The organism is Streptomyces sp. CWNU-52B (assembly GCF_047444975.1).
GTDB lineage: Bacteria > Actinomycetota > Actinomycetes > Streptomycetales > Streptomycetaceae > Streptomyces.
Map to the genome: position 1 here is coordinate 131,816 of NZ_JBLFJV010000066.1, position 13,956 is coordinate 145,771.

14 protein-coding genes are annotated in these 13,956 nt (G+C 71.3%); 11 read left to right on the plus strand and 3 right to left on the minus strand.

Annotation, left to right across the window (positions count from 1 at the left end; genetic code table 11):
- The first annotated feature begins 28 nt into the window (after nucleotides 1-28).
- The 4 genes from ACLVWQ_RS40155 to ACLVWQ_RS40170 are packed head-to-tail and all read left to right on the plus strand — an operon-like array spanning nucleotide 29 to nucleotide 1,776.
- Nucleotides 29-280 carry a hypothetical protein gene (locus tag ACLVWQ_RS40155; RefSeq protein ID WP_055509289.1) on the plus strand — a complete coding sequence of 84 codons (252 nt, stop codon included), beginning with the start codon at nucleotides 29-31 and terminating at the stop codon, nucleotides 278-280.
- Between the two features lie 42 nt (nucleotides 281-322).
- Nucleotides 323-772, plus strand: coding sequence for a TadE family protein (locus tag ACLVWQ_RS40160; RefSeq protein WP_414114272.1), 450 nt, complete (start codon nucleotides 323-325; stop codon nucleotides 770-772).
- The gene (locus ACLVWQ_RS40165; protein WP_414114273.1) at nucleotides 773-1,234 is read left to right on the plus strand and encodes a TadE/TadG family type IV pilus assembly protein; all 462 of its coding nucleotides are present in this window, start codon (nucleotides 773-775) and stop codon (nucleotides 1,232-1,234) included.
- Nucleotides 1,234-1,776: a pilus assembly protein TadG-related protein gene (locus tag ACLVWQ_RS40170; RefSeq protein ID WP_414114274.1), complete on the plus strand. Its 543-nt coding sequence runs from the start codon at nucleotides 1,234-1,236 to the stop codon at nucleotides 1,774-1,776. Before ACLVWQ_RS40165 ends, ACLVWQ_RS40170 begins: the two co-directional genes overlap by 1 nt.
- 20 nt (nucleotides 1,777-1,796) lie before the next feature.
- On the opposite strand, the gene ACLVWQ_RS40175 is transcribed toward ACLVWQ_RS40170, so the two are convergent.
- Nucleotides 1,797-2,153 carry a hypothetical protein gene (locus tag ACLVWQ_RS40175; protein ID WP_414114275.1) on the minus strand — a complete coding sequence of 119 codons (357 nt, stop codon included), beginning with the start codon at nucleotides 2,151-2,153 and terminating at the stop codon, nucleotides 1,797-1,799.
- 253 nt (nucleotides 2,154-2,406) lie between these two features.
- On the opposite strand from ACLVWQ_RS40175, the gene ACLVWQ_RS40180 reads away from it, so the two are divergent.
- From ACLVWQ_RS40180 to ACLVWQ_RS40195, 4 genes are all read left to right on the plus strand, one after another.
- A complete protein-coding gene (locus ACLVWQ_RS40180) occupies nucleotides 2,407-5,415 on the plus strand; it encodes a BTAD domain-containing putative transcriptional regulator (RefSeq protein WP_414114276.1) in 3,009 nt (1,002 codons plus the stop codon).
- A gap of 7 nt (nucleotides 5,416-5,422) precedes the next feature.
- Nucleotides 5,423-6,205, plus strand: coding sequence for a prepilin peptidase (locus tag ACLVWQ_RS40185; RefSeq protein ID WP_414114277.1), 783 nt, complete (start codon nucleotides 5,423-5,425; stop codon nucleotides 6,203-6,205).
- 152 nt (nucleotides 6,206-6,357) lie between these two features.
- Entirely contained in the window at nucleotides 6,358-7,557 is a 1,200-nt protein-coding gene (gene mqnC, locus ACLVWQ_RS40190; RefSeq protein ID WP_414114278.1) for a cyclic dehypoxanthinyl futalosine synthase, read from the plus strand.
- 4 nt (nucleotides 7,558-7,561) lie between these two features.
- Complete coding sequence (locus ACLVWQ_RS40195; protein WP_414114279.1) at nucleotides 7,562-8,020, plus strand: imidazolonepropionase-like domain-containing protein; 459 nt, start codon at nucleotides 7,562-7,564, stop codon at nucleotides 8,018-8,020.
- A 94-nt stretch (nucleotides 8,021-8,114) separates the two neighbouring features.
- Here ACLVWQ_RS40195 and ACLVWQ_RS40200 read toward each other — a convergent pair whose 3' ends face one another.
- A complete protein-coding gene (locus tag ACLVWQ_RS40200; protein WP_414114280.1) occupies nucleotides 8,115-8,528 on the minus strand; it encodes a VOC family protein in 414 nt (137 codons plus the stop codon).
- A 144-nt stretch (nucleotides 8,529-8,672) separates the two neighbouring features.
- Here ACLVWQ_RS40200 and ACLVWQ_RS40205 point away from each other — a divergent pair, with 144 nt between their 5' ends.
- The gene (locus ACLVWQ_RS40205) at nucleotides 8,673-9,692 is read left to right on the plus strand and encodes a helix-turn-helix transcriptional regulator (RefSeq protein WP_414114281.1); all 1,020 of its coding nucleotides are present in this window, start codon (nucleotides 8,673-8,675) and stop codon (nucleotides 9,690-9,692) included.
- Nucleotides 9,693-9,811: 119 nt separating this feature from the next.
- Here ACLVWQ_RS40205 and ACLVWQ_RS40210 read toward each other — a convergent pair whose 3' ends face one another.
- Nucleotides 9,812-10,825, minus strand: coding sequence for a chitinase (locus tag ACLVWQ_RS40210; protein WP_414114282.1), 1,014 nt, complete (start codon nucleotides 10,823-10,825; stop codon nucleotides 9,812-9,814).
- A 309-nt stretch (nucleotides 10,826-11,134) separates the two neighbouring features.
- Here ACLVWQ_RS40210 and ACLVWQ_RS40215 point away from each other — a divergent pair, with 309 nt between their 5' ends.
- Together ACLVWQ_RS40215 and ACLVWQ_RS40220 are read left to right on the plus strand one after the other, a co-directional pair.
- On the plus strand, nucleotides 11,135-11,593 hold the full coding sequence (locus ACLVWQ_RS40215) for a hypothetical protein (protein WP_414114283.1): 459 nt from the start codon (nucleotides 11,135-11,137) through the stop codon (nucleotides 11,591-11,593).
- A gap of 19 nt (nucleotides 11,594-11,612) precedes the next feature.
- Nucleotides 11,613-13,883, plus strand: coding sequence for a bifunctional polysaccharide deacetylase/glycosyltransferase family 2 protein (locus ACLVWQ_RS40220; RefSeq protein ID WP_414114284.1), 2,271 nt, complete (start codon nucleotides 11,613-11,615; stop codon nucleotides 13,881-13,883).
- Nucleotides 13,884-13,956: the final 73 nt, after the last annotated feature.

The following is a 13,956-nucleotide window of genomic DNA, read 5'->3' on the forward strand; positions in this document are numbered from 1 at the left end:
ACGAACTGTCTGGAGAGGACAAGTCACCATGAACGGACGGAACTACAGCACCGGGATCCCGGGGGTGGACTTCCTGATCACCTTCCTCCAGGGCCGGGTGCAGCGCGCCCGCTCCGGCGAACTCGACCGCGGTGCGTCCGCGGTGGAGTGGGTCATCATCTCGGCGGTCGTCGTGGCGATCGTCGGCGTGGTCGCCGCGATCATCAACGCCGCGCTCAGCGACGGTGCCAACAAGGTCGGCGACTGCATCAAGGGCGCGGACGCGGGCAGCACCTGCTGATCCACTGATCGAGCTACCGACTTTTCTCTCTCGTATACGGGGTTGCTGGTGCGCGTACGACGCTGGGTACGCCGCCGGGTGGAGGCCGCCTCCGCCCGCGGTGACTCCGGCATGACCGCGATCGAGTTCGTGCTGCTCACGCCCGTTCTCTTCTTCATGATCTTCGCGACGGTGCAGTTCGCGCTGTACTTCTTCGCCGACCACGTGGCCCAGGCGGCGGCCCAGGCCGGCGCCCGCAAGGCCCGTGCGACGGCGGACGAGTCCCCGGGCACGTGGCGTGGCGACGCGCGGGACGTGGTGGACAGCTACATCGCGCAACTGGGGCCGAAGCTGGTGCTCGGTCCGGACGTGAAGACGGTCCAGCCGGCCCAGAACACGGTCGGCGTGGAGATCACGGCGAGGGTGCCGTCGGTGTTCCCGGGGCTGGATCTCACCGTGCACGCGCAGTCGGTGGGGCCGGTGGAGCGGTTCGTCGAGGAGGGCGAGAACTAGATGCGCCCAGTCGTGCGCGGCGCCGAGGCGGGTGACAGGGCTCCCGTGACCGGTGACAAGGCCCGGGTGGCCGGTGACCGGGGGCTGTCCACCGTCGAGGTGGTGATCCTCGCCCCGGTGATGATCCTCTTCATCCTGGTGCTGGTGGCCTTCGGGCAACTGGTCGACGGCCGAGGGGCGCTCGACGGGGCCGCCCGGGACGCGGCCCGCTCGGGGTCGCTCCAGCGGGACGCGGGTTCCGCGCTGGCGGAGGCGCAGAAGGCGGCGGACGCGGATCTGGCGGACGTCTGCTCGGGGCCGGTGTCGGTGAACCAGACGAGCGCCGGCTTCGAGGACGCCGACCTCTTCACGGTGGAGGTCAGCTGTGAGGTACGGGGCCTGGCCATGCTCGGTCTCGACGTACCGACCCGGCTGACGGCGTCGTTCACCTCGCCGCTCGATCCCTTCAAGAGGAAGGCGTGATGGCGGGCATGGCGGGGGATCGGGCGCCTGATTCGGCGCGGGGCTGGACGCAGGGCTCGGCGCAGGGCTCTGTGGGGCGGGTGAGCGGCGTCGTGCGCGGCTGGGTGGCCGCGCGGCGCGGGCGGCTCGACGACCGGGGGTCGGGGGCGGGCGCGGTGATCATCTTCGCGCTGGTGTTCCTGTCCCTCTCCGCCTTCGTCATCGACGGCGGCCTGTCCATCTCCAAGCGCGAACGCGCCGCCGACATCGCGGAACAGGCCGCCCGTTACGCCGCTCAGGACGTCGACCTCGACGCGTTGTACGAGAACGCCGGGGGAGGGGCGCCGATCCTCTTCGAGAACTGCGGCGCCCGCGTGAAGGCCTTCGCCCGGGAAATGGGCATGACCGGCGCGGACATAGCCGCCACGAACTGCGTCGCCGCGAACGCGGACCAGGTCGAGGTGGAGGTCCAGCTCACCTACTCGCCGGTCTTCACGGGCATGTTCTACGGCGGCGACGTGACGGTACGGGGCCGGGCGGTGGCGGAGAACGAGGTCGGCTGACGGGCGGACGGCGGCGGCCGCTACTCGGCGCCCTTGCCGCCCTTGCCTTCCTTGCCGCCTTTACTGCCCTTGCCGTCGGACTTCACACCCTCGGAGACCTGCTTCGCCAGATCGTCGTCCAGCTTCTTGAACTCGCGGACGATCGCCTCGGACATCTGGGCCAGGGCGTCGAGCTGCTGGTTGATGTCCTCGCGGCCGTCCTCCCAGTTGGACTCGAAGTCCTCCAGCTTGTCGTAGACGCCGCCGTCGCCGATGTCGTCCTCGTAGGACTCGAAGAGCTTCTTGGTGCGGTTCATCCGCGACTTGATGTCACGCAGCCGGCTGCCGTAGTCCTCCAGCTCGCTCAACGGGAGTGCGAGGTCCGGTCTGCCGCCCATGTCAGGTCCCCCTCCTGATGGCCCGAGTTCCACGGGCCGTGGTTTCTGGGACGGAAGTCTACGTCCGGGGCCGGTCAGCGGTCCTGATGGCCGTCCGGCCGGACAACTCGGACTTAGGGGACTCGGGGTGTGAAGTGGTCGTAGTGAAAGGTCACGCCCCCTGCCCGTCCTTCGACACGCTCATTACGATCTCAGTAGGCTCAGCACACCCCCGTACTCCCTCCCTCCACACCACGACATCAGGACACCCGCCATGGCGCGACGCACCACTTCCAACTCGCCGGGAAGCTCGCCGGGTCCGAGGAATCGGACGCCGCAGCCCCTGCCTCGGCGCCGCCGCTCGGTGGGGGACTTCGCCAAGGCGTTCCTCGCCCTCGTCGCTCTGCTCGTGCTGCTCATCGGCGTGCCCGGGGCGCTCGCCACCCAGATCGGCTGGCCGCTGCCCTCCGGGGCGCCGAAGGTGGAGTGGCTCCAGCAGGAGATCACCGTCGGCACGTTCATCAACGTGCTGACCGTGGTCGTCTGGCTCGCCTGGGCCCAGTTCACCGCCTGTGTGCTCGTCGAGGTGAAGGCCGCCCTGTCCGGTGTCGGACTGCCCAACCGGGTGCCCGGCGCCGGGCCCAGCCAGCTGCTCGCGCGCCAGCTCGTCGCCGCGCTGCTGCTGGTCGGCGCCACCGCGGCGAGCTTCACGCCGGGTCTTTCGCAGCTCGGCCAGCAGTTGGAGGGGAACCAGCGGCCCGCCGCGGCCGCCGCGGCCCAGCAGACGCCGGGCGGGCTGCTGGGACAGCAGCGGGAGCAGGCCGCCGCGAGCGCCGCCGCGCTGGCCGAGCAGGCCGCCGACGCCGCCGCGCACGCGGAGAGCGGCAGCGGCGCCCAGGTGTCCGAGGACGACACGAAGTTCTACCGGATCCAGCCGCCCGAGGGCCGCCACCACGACTCCCTGTGGGAGGTCGCCGAGCGCCACCTCGGCGACGGACGCCGGTACAAGGAGATCTACCAGCTCAACAAGGACCGTACGCAGCCCGACGGCTCGAAGCTCTCCGAGGCCAGCCTCATCCGGCCCGGCTGGATCATGGAGATGCCCGGCGACGCCCGCGGCGGCGAACTGGTCGAGATGCCCGACGAGGCCCCGAAGGTCTCGCCCGAGGTCCAGCAGCAGATCTCCGACTACGCCAGGACCGGCGGCGCACACCAGCAGGGCGGCGGTCAGCAGGGCGGCGGGTCCGGGGCCCAGGACCGCGACACCGCCCACATCAGCCTGCCCGACCAGCGGCCCACCCCCGACCGGGGACAGCAGGGGCAGCAGCAGCCAGGACAGCAAGGTCAGCAGCAGGGGCAGGAGCACGCCGCCCCCGCCGCCGGTGAGGGCAGCGGGTTCGGGCTGCCCCAGGCGCTGCTCGGCGCGCCCCTCCTCGCCGCCGGTCTCCTCGGCGCCCTCGGCCGGCGCCGCCGCCAGGCCCTGTGGCAGTCCGCGCTCGGTGCCGTCGGCGGCCGTCGTGGCATGGAGCCCCCGACGCCCACCGGCGCCGCCGCCGACGCGCAGGACGCGCTGCTGGTGGGGGCCGACCCCGAGGGCGTACGCCTGCTCGACCGTTCGCTGCGCGGGCTCGCCGCCGCGCTCGCCGGTGAGTCCCGCCCGCTGCCGACCGTGTACGCGGCCTGGATGAGCGGCAACGGCGATCTGCACCTCCAGCTCGCCCAGCCGGCCGGCAAGCCGCCGCTGCCCTGGCAGCTCGGGCAGGACCAGACGTTCTGGATGCTGGCCCGCGCCGACGCCGAGCGGTACGAGGAGGTGGACACGGCCGCCCCGTACCCCGGGCTCGTCAGCCTCGGCACCATGGACGACTCGCGGCTGCTGCTCAACCTGGAGTCCGTACCCGGCATCGTCTCGCTGAGCGGCCGGGAGCAGGACCGGGCGGGCGTCTTCGCCTCCGTGGCGGCCGAGCTGGCCACCAACGGCTGGTCCGACCGCATGACCATCACCCTCGTCGGCTTCGGCGAGGACCTGACGCCGCTCGCGCCCAACCGGCTCCGCCACCTCGACGACATCGAGGCGCTCGTGGAGACCATGGAGGCGGAGACGCGGCAGCGGCGCGGCGCGCTGGGCGCGGCGGGCCACGACTCGGTCCTGACCGGGCGTACGGGCCCGGCCCAGCACACCCGTTGGGCCCCGCACCTCGTACTGCTGGCCGCCGAGCCGTCCGCCGAGGACGCCGTCAAGCTCGCCGAACTGGCCGCCGACGCAAGCCGGTTGGGCATCGGGTACCTGGTGGGCGCCGAGTCGGGCGAGCTGCCCGGCGCCGCCTGGGAGATGGAGATCACCAGCGAGGGCAAGCTCCTCGCGCCGCTCCTCGGCCTCGAACTCGACGCACAGCTCCTGCCGGTGTCCCAACAGCGCGCCGTGGTCGAGCTGTTCACGGACGCCGACCCCGAGCGCGAGGACGACCGGCCCACCACCACACCGCCGTTCCTCGTCGACATCAGCGAGCAGGGGCGCCCCGCGGTGTACGCGCGGCTCGTCGGCCCGTACGAGATCATCGGCCTGGAGACGCCGGACGGTGAGCGCAGTCCGCTGCTGCACGAGGCGCTGGCGATGCTGCTGCTGCACCGCGAGGGCGTGCACCCGCGGGTGCTGTCCTCCGCGCTCTGGCCGCGCGGGGTCACGGACGACGTCCGGGACGCGCTCGTCGAGCGGCTGCGCACCTGGCTCGGCGCCGACCCGGACGGCACGCCGCGGCTCGCGGCCGACGCGACCGGGCGGCTCAAGCTCGCCAAGTCCGTCGTGTCCGACCTGGACGTACTGCGGTCGCTCTACCACGAGGCCACCCAGGGCCGGGGCGCCGCCAGCCGTGCGGTGCGCGGCCGGCTGCTGACCGACGCGCTGGTCCTGGTCCGGGGTCCGCTGCTGGCCGAGCGGCCCACGGGGCGGTACGGCTGGCTGACCCACGAGATCATCGACGCCCAACTGCCGCTGCTCGTCGCGGACATCGGGCTCGCCCTGTCCGCGTTCCACCTGGAGAAGAACCGGGCAGAGAAGGCGATCGAGGCGCTGAACGCGGCGCTGGGTTCCGCGCCGGGCGACGAGCGGCTGTGGCACGAGCTGCTGCGGGCCACGCACGCGACCGGCGACAGCGACCGGCTGAAGCGGCTCGCGGCGGACCTGGTCGCGCGCAGCGGCGCGCGCGGGCTGCCGCCGCGGACCGAGGCGCTCCTCGACGAGCTGCTGCCGACCTGGCGCAGCGGCGTCGCCGCCGTGGGATGACCGGCCGGTGAGCGATCTCCGGTCGATCGAGCAGCTGACCGTCGTCGGCGCCGTCCTGTGGGGCGGCGTCGCCGGTCTGTTCGTGCCCCGCGACGCCTATCGCCTCTCGGTCGACCCCGACGAGCCGTGGCGGGACCGCTGTCCGGAGGGGCACCTCATCGGCGGCGGGGACGGAGCAGGCGGCCCGGCGGGTGGCTGGGTCGGGTTGGCCCGTTGCCGGGAGTGCGCCGGCACCGGAAGCGCGTCGTACGGCCCCGGCGCGCTCCCGGTGTCCCTGGCCACCGCTCTGGTCTGCGGGGCCCTCGCCGTGGCGACCGGTACCCGGCCCGAGCTGGCCGTCTGGCTGCTGCTGGCTCCCCTCGGCGTCCTGCTCGCCGTCGTGGACTTCCGGGTGCAGCGCCTGCCGGACGCGCTGACGCTGTCCCTGGCGGGAGCCGCGCTCGTCCTGCTGGCGGGCGCGGCGGCCGCGCCCGAGCACGCCGGTGACTGGCCGACCGCGCTGTACGGATCCCTCGCCCTCGGCGTCGCCTTCTTCGTGCTCTTCCTCGTCAACCCCGACGGCATGGGCTTCGGCGACGTGAAACTCGCCCTCGGCCTGGGCGCCGTCCTCGGCTGGTACGGCTGGGGGACGGTGCTGCTCGGCACGTTCGCGGGGTTCCTGTTCGGCGGCCTGTACGGAATGGGGCTGGTCGTGGCCCGGAAGGCCGGCCGCAAGACGTCGATCCCCTTCGGCCCGTTCCTGATCGCGGGGGCCTTCGTGGGCCTGCTCGTCGGGGCGTACGCGGCCTGACGTCCGGGGAGCGGCGATGACCGGCGGCGGCCGGTCGTGACCGGTGGCGGTCGACGGCGGCCGGGTGATCGCGCTGCCTGGCGTCGGGTGGCCGTATCGCCTGGCGTACGCTGGATCAGTCCGTCCACACCCCTATGAAAGGGACCGCTCCGGTGACCGAGAAGGCCGACCTTCAGTCCGTCCTCGACCGTGCCGCCGAAGGTGGGCGGATCACCCCCGGCGAGGCGCTCGACCTCTACCGGGACGCCCCGCTGCACGCGCTCGGCTCCGCCGCCGACGCCGTACGCCGCCGCAGGTACGCGGGTACGGAGCACATCGCGACGTACATCATCGAGCGCAACATCAACTACACGAACGTGTGCGTCACGGCGTGCAAGTTCTGTGCCTTCTACGCGCCGCCCAAGGACACCGCCAAGGGCTGGACGCGCGACCTCGACGACATCCTGCGCCGGTGCGCGGAGACCGTCGAGCTCGGCGGCACGCAGATCATGTTCCAGGGCGGGCACCACCCGGACTTCGGTGTCGAGTACTACGAGGAGCACTTCTCCGCGATCAAGGCGGCGTACCCGCAGCTCGTCATCCACAGCCTGGGGGCGAGCGAGGTCGAGCACATGGCCCGGATCTCCAAGGTCTCCGCCGAGGAGGCGATCCAGCGCATCCACGCCGCCGGGCTCGACTCCTTCGCCGGTGCCGGTGCCGAGCTGCTGCCCGCGCGGCCCCGCAAGGCCATCGCCCCGCTCAAGGAGAGCGGCGAGCGCTGGCTGGAGATCATGGAGGCCGCGCACAACCTGGGCGTGGAGTCCACGTCCACCATGCTGATGGGCACCGGCGAGACCAACGCCGAGCGCATCGAGCACCTGCGGATGATCCGTGACGTACAGGACCGGACGGGTGGCTTCCGCGCCTTCATCCCGTACACGTACCAGCCCGAGAACAACCACCTCAAGGGCCGTACGCAGGCCACGCTCTTCGAGTACCTGCGGATGATCGCCATCGCGCGGCTGTTCATGGACAACGTCGCCCATATCCAGGGCTCGTGGCTCACCACCGGCAAGGAGGTCGGCCAGCTGTCGCTGCACTACGGCGCGGACGACCTCGGTTCGATCATGCTGGAGGAGAACGTCGTCTCGTCGGCCGGTGCCAAGCACCGCTCGAACCGTATGGAGATCATCGACCTGATCCGCAAGGCGGGGCGCGTCCCGGCCCAGCGGGCCACGACGTACGAGCACATCGTCGTCCACGACGACCCGGCGGACGACCCGGTCGACGAGCGGGTCCAGTCGCACATCTCGTCGACCGCGATCGAGGGCGGGACGGCCCACCCCGAGCTGAAGCTGCTCGCTTCCAACTAGCCCGGTGGCGCTGACGATCCACGCGGCGGACGAGCTGCGCCTCAGCTGGGACGGCTCCGACCCCGTCGAGGGCGGGGCCGTCGCGGTGGAGGGGGCCCTGGTAGCCGCGACGGGTTCCCTGGCGGAGCTCCGGGAGCGTTTCCCGGCGGCCAGGGTGCGGCGGTGGCCCGGAGTGCTCGGGCCCGCCCTGGTCCACCTGGAGCCGGTCCCGGCCGCGCCGACACCGCGTGAACGCATCCACGCCCTGCTGAAGCTGGGGGCGGTGGCCGTACTGGCGGAACACGCCGGGACGCCCGAACTGCGGGCCGCCGCCGAGCGCAACGACGTCGTGGTCCTGCCCCGGGCTGGGATTCGCCCCGCGGTGATCGTCGAGGCGGGGCGGGCCGATCTCGCGGTCTTCGGCGGGGACGGGGCGTGTGTGGCTACGGTGTGCGGGGGGCGGCTCGTGCACCGGCGCAGGTAGCTCCGCTGGTTGTGCGGGTGTGTGGGTGCGCGGGTGTCTGGGTGCGCGGGTGTGTGGGGGCTTGGCGCGCCGTTCCTCGCGCCCCTTGGGGGGCTTACGAGGTGGGTGCGAACTTCTGCCTGGCTGCCGCGGTTACCGGGGTGAAGAGGTTGACCAGGTTGCCGTCGGGGTCGCGGAGCAGGAGTGAACGGTTGCCCCAGGGCATCGTGGTGGGCTCCGCGACGAGGTCCGTGACGACGTCGGCCAGGTCCTTGTGGACGCGGTCCACGTCGTCCACGAGGAACTCGGTGATCACGCTGTGGTTGTCCGCCGGGCGGACGGAGTCCGGGGCGTCCGGGGCGAACAGCGGGACCGTGCGGGTGCCGGCGATCGCGAGGGTGGCGTCGGCGGTGCGGAGTTCGGCGAAGTCGTCGTTGGCCCAGTCCGCCGTCACCCCGGTCACCCGCTCGTAGAAGGCGACGAGTCGGGCGACGTCACCGGTGATGACGCGGATCGAGACGAAGTTCATGGTTGCTCTCCCTTGTTGCTGTGCCCAGGTGCTGCGCTCAGGTCCTGTGCTCAGGTGCTGTGCTTCGGAGAGTAGGACCAATAGGGGACAGAATCGGACCTGTATCGGCCCTGTATCGGTCTGTACCGGTTCTAGGCTGGTGTCATGTCTCGACCTCGACCCGCCGGTCGCGTCCTCACCCTCCTTGAGCTGTTGCAGTCGGGCGGCACCCGCACGGTGGCCGAGCTGGCCGAGCGGCTCGATGTCGACGGGCGCACCGTGCGGCGGTACGTGGGTCAGCTGATCGACCTCGACGTGCCGGTGGAGTCGGTGCGAGGCCGCTACGGCGGGTACCGGCTGGGCCCCGGATACCGGCTGCCGCCCCTCATGCTCGGCGACGACGAGGCGCTGGCCGTGCTGCTGGGCCTGGTCGCCGGCCGCCGGACAGGGCTGACGGGGGCGGGGCGCACGGCGAGCGAGACCGCCTCGGCCAAGATCCGCCGGGTACTGCCCAAGCATGTCGCCCGTCGGCTCGACCTGCTCCTGGAGTCGCTGGCCTTCACGGACCGGCCCGGTGAGTTCGACACCCCGGACGCCGGTGTCCTGCTCACCGTCGCCGACGCGGTGAGCCACTGCCGGCCGGTGTCGATGAGATACACCGACGGCGACGGCCGGCGCAGCGAACGCACCCTGCACGCCTACGGGATCGTCGCCCACGCGGGCCGGTGGTACGTCACGGGCGAGGACGCCGGGAGCGGCGAGGACCGGACCTTCCGGCTCGACCGCATCACGGACGCGCGGACCCTGCCGGGTTCGTTCGAGCCGCCGGTGGGTGTCGATCCGGCGCAGCGCGTGGTGTCGGGGTTCGCCACGGCCGAGTACCGGCACGAGGTGGTCCTGCGGATCCACGGGACCGTCGAGCAGATCCGCGCCCGCCTTCCTGAGAGTGTCGCGGTCCTGGAGGAGTGCGAGGAGGGCCAGGAGTACGAGGAGGGCGACGACGCCCCTCCGGAGACCGAGCGCGAGCGCTGGCTCCGCGCTCGCCTATGGACGGAACGCCTCGACTGGCTCCCCCCGGTACTGGCCTCCCTGAACCGCCCGTTCGTCATCGAACGCCCCGAGGAACTACGCCCCCTGCTCACCACCTTCGCCACCCGCCTGGCGTCCTACGCCCACGACTCCTGAGGGGCACGGGGAACGGCGCGATCTTTGGCTTTCAGGGGCGCGGGGCTGTGACATTTGCGGCTCCGCCGCGGGGCGCGACCAGCCCCGACCCACCCGCACCCGACAAGCGACCCCACCGCTCACCCACTGAACGCCTCGGCGAAGTCACCCGCCCCCTGCTCGACCCCGCTGCAATCCGTGGCCGCGTCGTCCGCGGAGGAATCGCTCCCGCACGGCTGGTCCCTGAACGTCGACCACATCGACACCCACGCCACGCCCTTCCCCTCGGCGAACTCCCGCACCTCCGCCGCGTCGGCCAGCGAGAACGTCTCGTTGTCCACGTCGTTCACCCCGAGCATCGACGTCAACGCCAGCCCCCGCCACGCCCCCTTCTCCGACAGCCCGAAGAGATCCTCCAACTGGTCGTGCGCGGCACGGGCCGACGTCTTCGCGTAGTCGCCCATGTCCTTGTCGTACGCGCTGCCGTAGTTCATGGTCATGATGTTGACCGTGGACACCTGAACCCCCTTGTCGTTGGCGGACTCCAGCAACGCGACGCCGTCGTCGTCGAGCCCGGACGGCATGACGGGCAGCGTGAAGGTGACCGCCAGGTCGTCCCGCTCCTTCTGGAGCAGCGCGATCGCCTCGGACCGCAGCGCGACCGACGCGGAGTCGCTCAGCTGCTCCCCCTCCACGTCGAAGTCGGCCTCCGTCGCCCCGGCGGCGTCCAGCGCCTTCCCATAGGCGTCCGCCAGCGCCGAGGCACTGCCACAGACCGACGCGAGCTCCTTGCCGGAGGCCCCGCCGAAGGAGACCCGCACGGTCGAGCCGGACTCGGTCAGTGCCGAGATACGGGACTTGACCGCGGAGTCGCCGATCGCGTTCGTACCGTTCCAACTCGGCGTGCAACTGCCGCCGTCCGCTATGACGAAGGCCAGGTTGTACGTCGATGGGGAGCCGGCCGAGTCGTTGTCGGACGCGGTGGTGGCGCTGACGTACGGGGCGTACGCGGTGCCGGACGAGGCGTCCGCCGACGCGCTGGGCGAGCCGTCCCCGGCGGGGCTCGCGGAGCCGTCCGCCTCCGAAGAACACCCCGCGGTGGCCAGGGCGATCACACAGACGAGCCCGGCAGCGGGCCTCAGGAAAGTCCTCATCGCGCTTGCTCCCACTTTTCGTGATCCCCGTCTCAGGCTGGAAACAAAACGCGTTTCCGAAGTGAAAATGTCTCACGGTTGACCCCGCTCCACGAAGACAGGATATACAGGGCAAGCTCATGGAAACGCCCCGGCAAAGGGGATCAACCGGGCGCGCGTATGCGGACATTGGGTATCTTGCGCACGATCCTCGCCGGACCCGGTGATCGGGGATTCTCTCAGGGAAAAGACAGACTCGGGTGATTCTCATGGCGGTCTCACAACAGAATCAGAGTTTCGGACACATAAAGGCTCCCTAATATCCGGGGAATGCATCCCGAGCCTGCCATCGAATCCCGCGCCGCTGCGCGCGGCCGCCGCCGCAAACGTGGCAACGGGTCCGAAGACGGCCCCGTGTTCGTTGACAACTCCGGGCGCAGGGCCAAGCTGCTGCGCCGGATCGGCACCCTCCTCGGCGTCGTGTGTATCGGGTACGCGGTCGTGCTCGGCATGGCGTTCATGGGCTGGGGCCCCTCGCTCACCCCGTCCTCACTGCTGCCCTTCGGAGGCGGCGGCGGTCCGAACGGCGGGCAGAACTCAGGGCCCGGCGGCGGTCTCCAGCCGCAGGGCGGTACGGGCAGCCCGCCCGCCCGGCCGACCGGCGCCCCGCCCTCGGGCGCGCCCACCGCGGCCCCCACGGGCGCGGCCCCCACCGCCGCCCCGTCGGCCGCCGGCTCCGCCCCGTCCGTCTCCGACCCCTCCGCGTCCGCCTCCGCGGCTGCCAACTGACCGGAGCGCACCCACACCCATGGTTACTTCGACGCCTTCGCGCGGCCGCCGGCGCGCGCCCTCCCGGATGACACGCGCTGCGGGCAAGGCCGCGGCGCTGCAGAAACCGCGTGTCGTCCTCGCCCTGCTGCTCCTCCTCGCCCTCACCAGCGTGATGCTGCTCGACGGCTATCTCCGTGCCGAGGTGGGCGGCGACGAGCGCGTACGCAGTGACGCCAGTTCCAGCAAGGTCCCGGACTCCGTCATCGACGGCGGGCCGATCCTCTCCTTCAGGGACGGGCAGGCCAAGAGCACGTCCGTCCCGGACAAGACCATCGCGCTCACCTTCGACGACGGGCCCAACCCCACCTGGACGCCCCAGATCCTGAAGATCCTCGAAGAGAACGACGTCCCGGGCACGTTCTTCCTGGTCGGCTCGATGGTCTCGCGCTACCCGGGCATCGTGAACGACGTGGTGGACCAGGGCAACGAGGTCGGCGTCCACACCTTCACGCACGTCGACCTCTCGTACCAGAGCGCCGCCCGGGTCAAGCGGGAGATGGCCCAGACGCAGCTCGCCCTGGCGGGTGCGGCGGGCATCACGACGACGCTGTTCCGTGCCCCGTACTCCTCGGAGACGGACGCCATCGACAACTACAGCTGGCCCGTCTACAAGAAGCTCGGCGCGGAGGGCTACACCAGCGTCTTCGTCGACACCGACAGCGACGACTGGAAGCGGCCCGGCGTCTCGAAGATCATCAAGTGGGCCACGCCGTCGAAGAACAAGGGCGCGTCGGTGCTCTTCCACGACGCGGGCGGCGAGCGTTCGCAGACGGTGGCCGCGCTCGGTAGGTACATCAAGAAGATGAAGGCGAAGGGCTACACCTTCACCACCATCAGCGGCGCCGTCCAGCAGGCGGACAGCGACGAGCAGGAACAGCAGCAGGAGCAGGAGCAGGGACGGTTCCAGGGGCGGGGAAGTCAGCCTGGCCAGGCGGCCGGGGGCGGCGGCGGGCTCCAGGCCGCCCACCGCACCGCCACCGGAACCACCCTCTACGAAGGCAAGGCCCTCGTCGCGGCGGTCGCCGTCGCCGAGTGGACCGTACCGGGGCTCGCGGTCGGGCTCGGCGTCGTGGGCTTCGCCGTCATGGGCCGCTTCGGGATGATGCTGGTCCTCGCGCGCAGGCACCACCGGAAACGCAACACGCGCCGGTTCAGCTGGGGGCCACCGGTCACGGGGCCGGTCAGCGTGATCGTGCCCGCGTACAACGAGAAGGAGTGCATCGCCAACACCCTCAAGTCGCTGGCGCGCAGCACCCATCCGATCGAGATCATCGTCGTGGACGACGGTTCCACGGACGGCACGAAGGAGATCGCCGAGGCGCTCGGCATGCCCAACGTACGCGTCGTCCGCCAGGAGAACGCGGGCAAACCGGCCGCCCTCAACAACGGTGTGCGCCACGCCCGTTACGACATCGTGGTGATGATGGACGGCGACACCGTCTTCGAGGCCGACACGGTACGGCAGTTGGTGCAGCCCTTCGCCGACCCCGGGGTCGGCGCGGTCGCGGGCAACGCCAAGGTCGGCAACCGGAACACCGTCATCGGCGCCTGGCAGCACATCGAGTACGTGATGGGCTTCAACCTCGACCGCCGGATGTACGACCTGCTGCGCTGCATGCCCACCATCCCGGGCGCGATCGGCGCGTTCCGCCGGGAGGCGGTGCTCGCGGTCGGCGGGATGAGCGAGGACACGCTCGCCGAGGACACCGACATCACCATCGCCATGCACCGGGCGGGCTGGCGGGTCGTCTATCAGGAGCACGCCAAGGCCTGGACCGAGGCGCCGGGTTCGCTGAAGCAGCTCTGGTCGCAGCGCTACCGCTGGTCGTACGGGACGATGCAGGCGCTGTGGAAGCACCGCAAGTCCCTGACCGACAAGGGGCCTTCGGGGCGCTTCGGCCGGGTCGGCATGCCACTGGTGGTGATCTTCCAGATCGTCACGCCGGTCTTCGCCCCGCTGATCGACGTGTTCACCGCCTACTCGATGATCTTCATCGACTTCAAGGCGTCGCTGCTCGCCTGGCTGGCCGTGCTGTGCGTCCAGCTCGTCTGCGCGGCGTACGCGTTCCGGCTCGACCGGGAGAAGTACCGGTATCTGCTGATGATGCCGCTTCAGCAGCTCGCGTACCGGCAGATGATGTACCTGGTCCTGATCCACTCCTGCGTCACGGCCCTCACGGGTGGCCGGCTGCGCTGGCAGAAGCTGAAGCGCACGGGTGAGGTCGGTACGCCGGCGGGGGTGGGCTGATGGGCTCCCACCGCCGGGGGAGTCGTCCCTCGGTGCCGGCGGCGTCGACGGCCACCGCGTCGACGGCCACCGC

Excerpts from the sequence above, each read along its gene's own strand:
- ACLVWQ_RS40155 (WP_055509289.1), top strand. The coding sequence starts at position 29 with ATGAACGGACGGAACTACAGCACCGGGATCCCGGGGGTGGACTTCCTG.
- ACLVWQ_RS40200 (WP_414114280.1), bottom strand. The coding sequence starts at position 8,528 with ATGAACTTCGTCTCGATCCGCGTCATCACCGGTGACGTCGCCCGACTC.
- ACLVWQ_RS40220 (WP_414114284.1), top strand. The coding sequence starts at position 11,613 with ATGGTTACTTCGACGCCTTCGCGCGGCCGCCGGCGCGCGCCCTCCCGG.
- ACLVWQ_RS40215 (WP_414114283.1), top strand. The coding sequence starts at position 11,135 with ATGCATCCCGAGCCTGCCATCGAATCCCGCGCCGCTGCGCGCGGCCGC.
- ACLVWQ_RS40175 (WP_414114275.1), bottom strand. The coding sequence starts at position 2,153 with ATGGGCGGCAGACCGGACCTCGCACTCCCGTTGAGCGAGCTGGAGGAC.
- ACLVWQ_RS40170 (WP_414114274.1), top strand. The coding sequence starts at position 1,234 with ATGGCGGGCATGGCGGGGGATCGGGCGCCTGATTCGGCGCGGGGCTGG.
- ACLVWQ_RS40180 (WP_414114276.1), top strand. The coding sequence starts at position 2,407 with ATGGCGCGACGCACCACTTCCAACTCGCCGGGAAGCTCGCCGGGTCCG.
- ACLVWQ_RS40205 (WP_414114281.1), top strand. The coding sequence starts at position 8,673 with ATGTCTCGACCTCGACCCGCCGGTCGCGTCCTCACCCTCCTTGAGCTG.
- ACLVWQ_RS40165 (WP_414114273.1), top strand. The coding sequence starts at position 773 with ATGCGCCCAGTCGTGCGCGGCGCCGAGGCGGGTGACAGGGCTCCCGTG.
- ACLVWQ_RS40210 (WP_414114282.1), bottom strand. The coding sequence starts at position 10,825 with ATGAGGACTTTCCTGAGGCCCGCTGCCGGGCTCGTCTGTGTGATCGCC.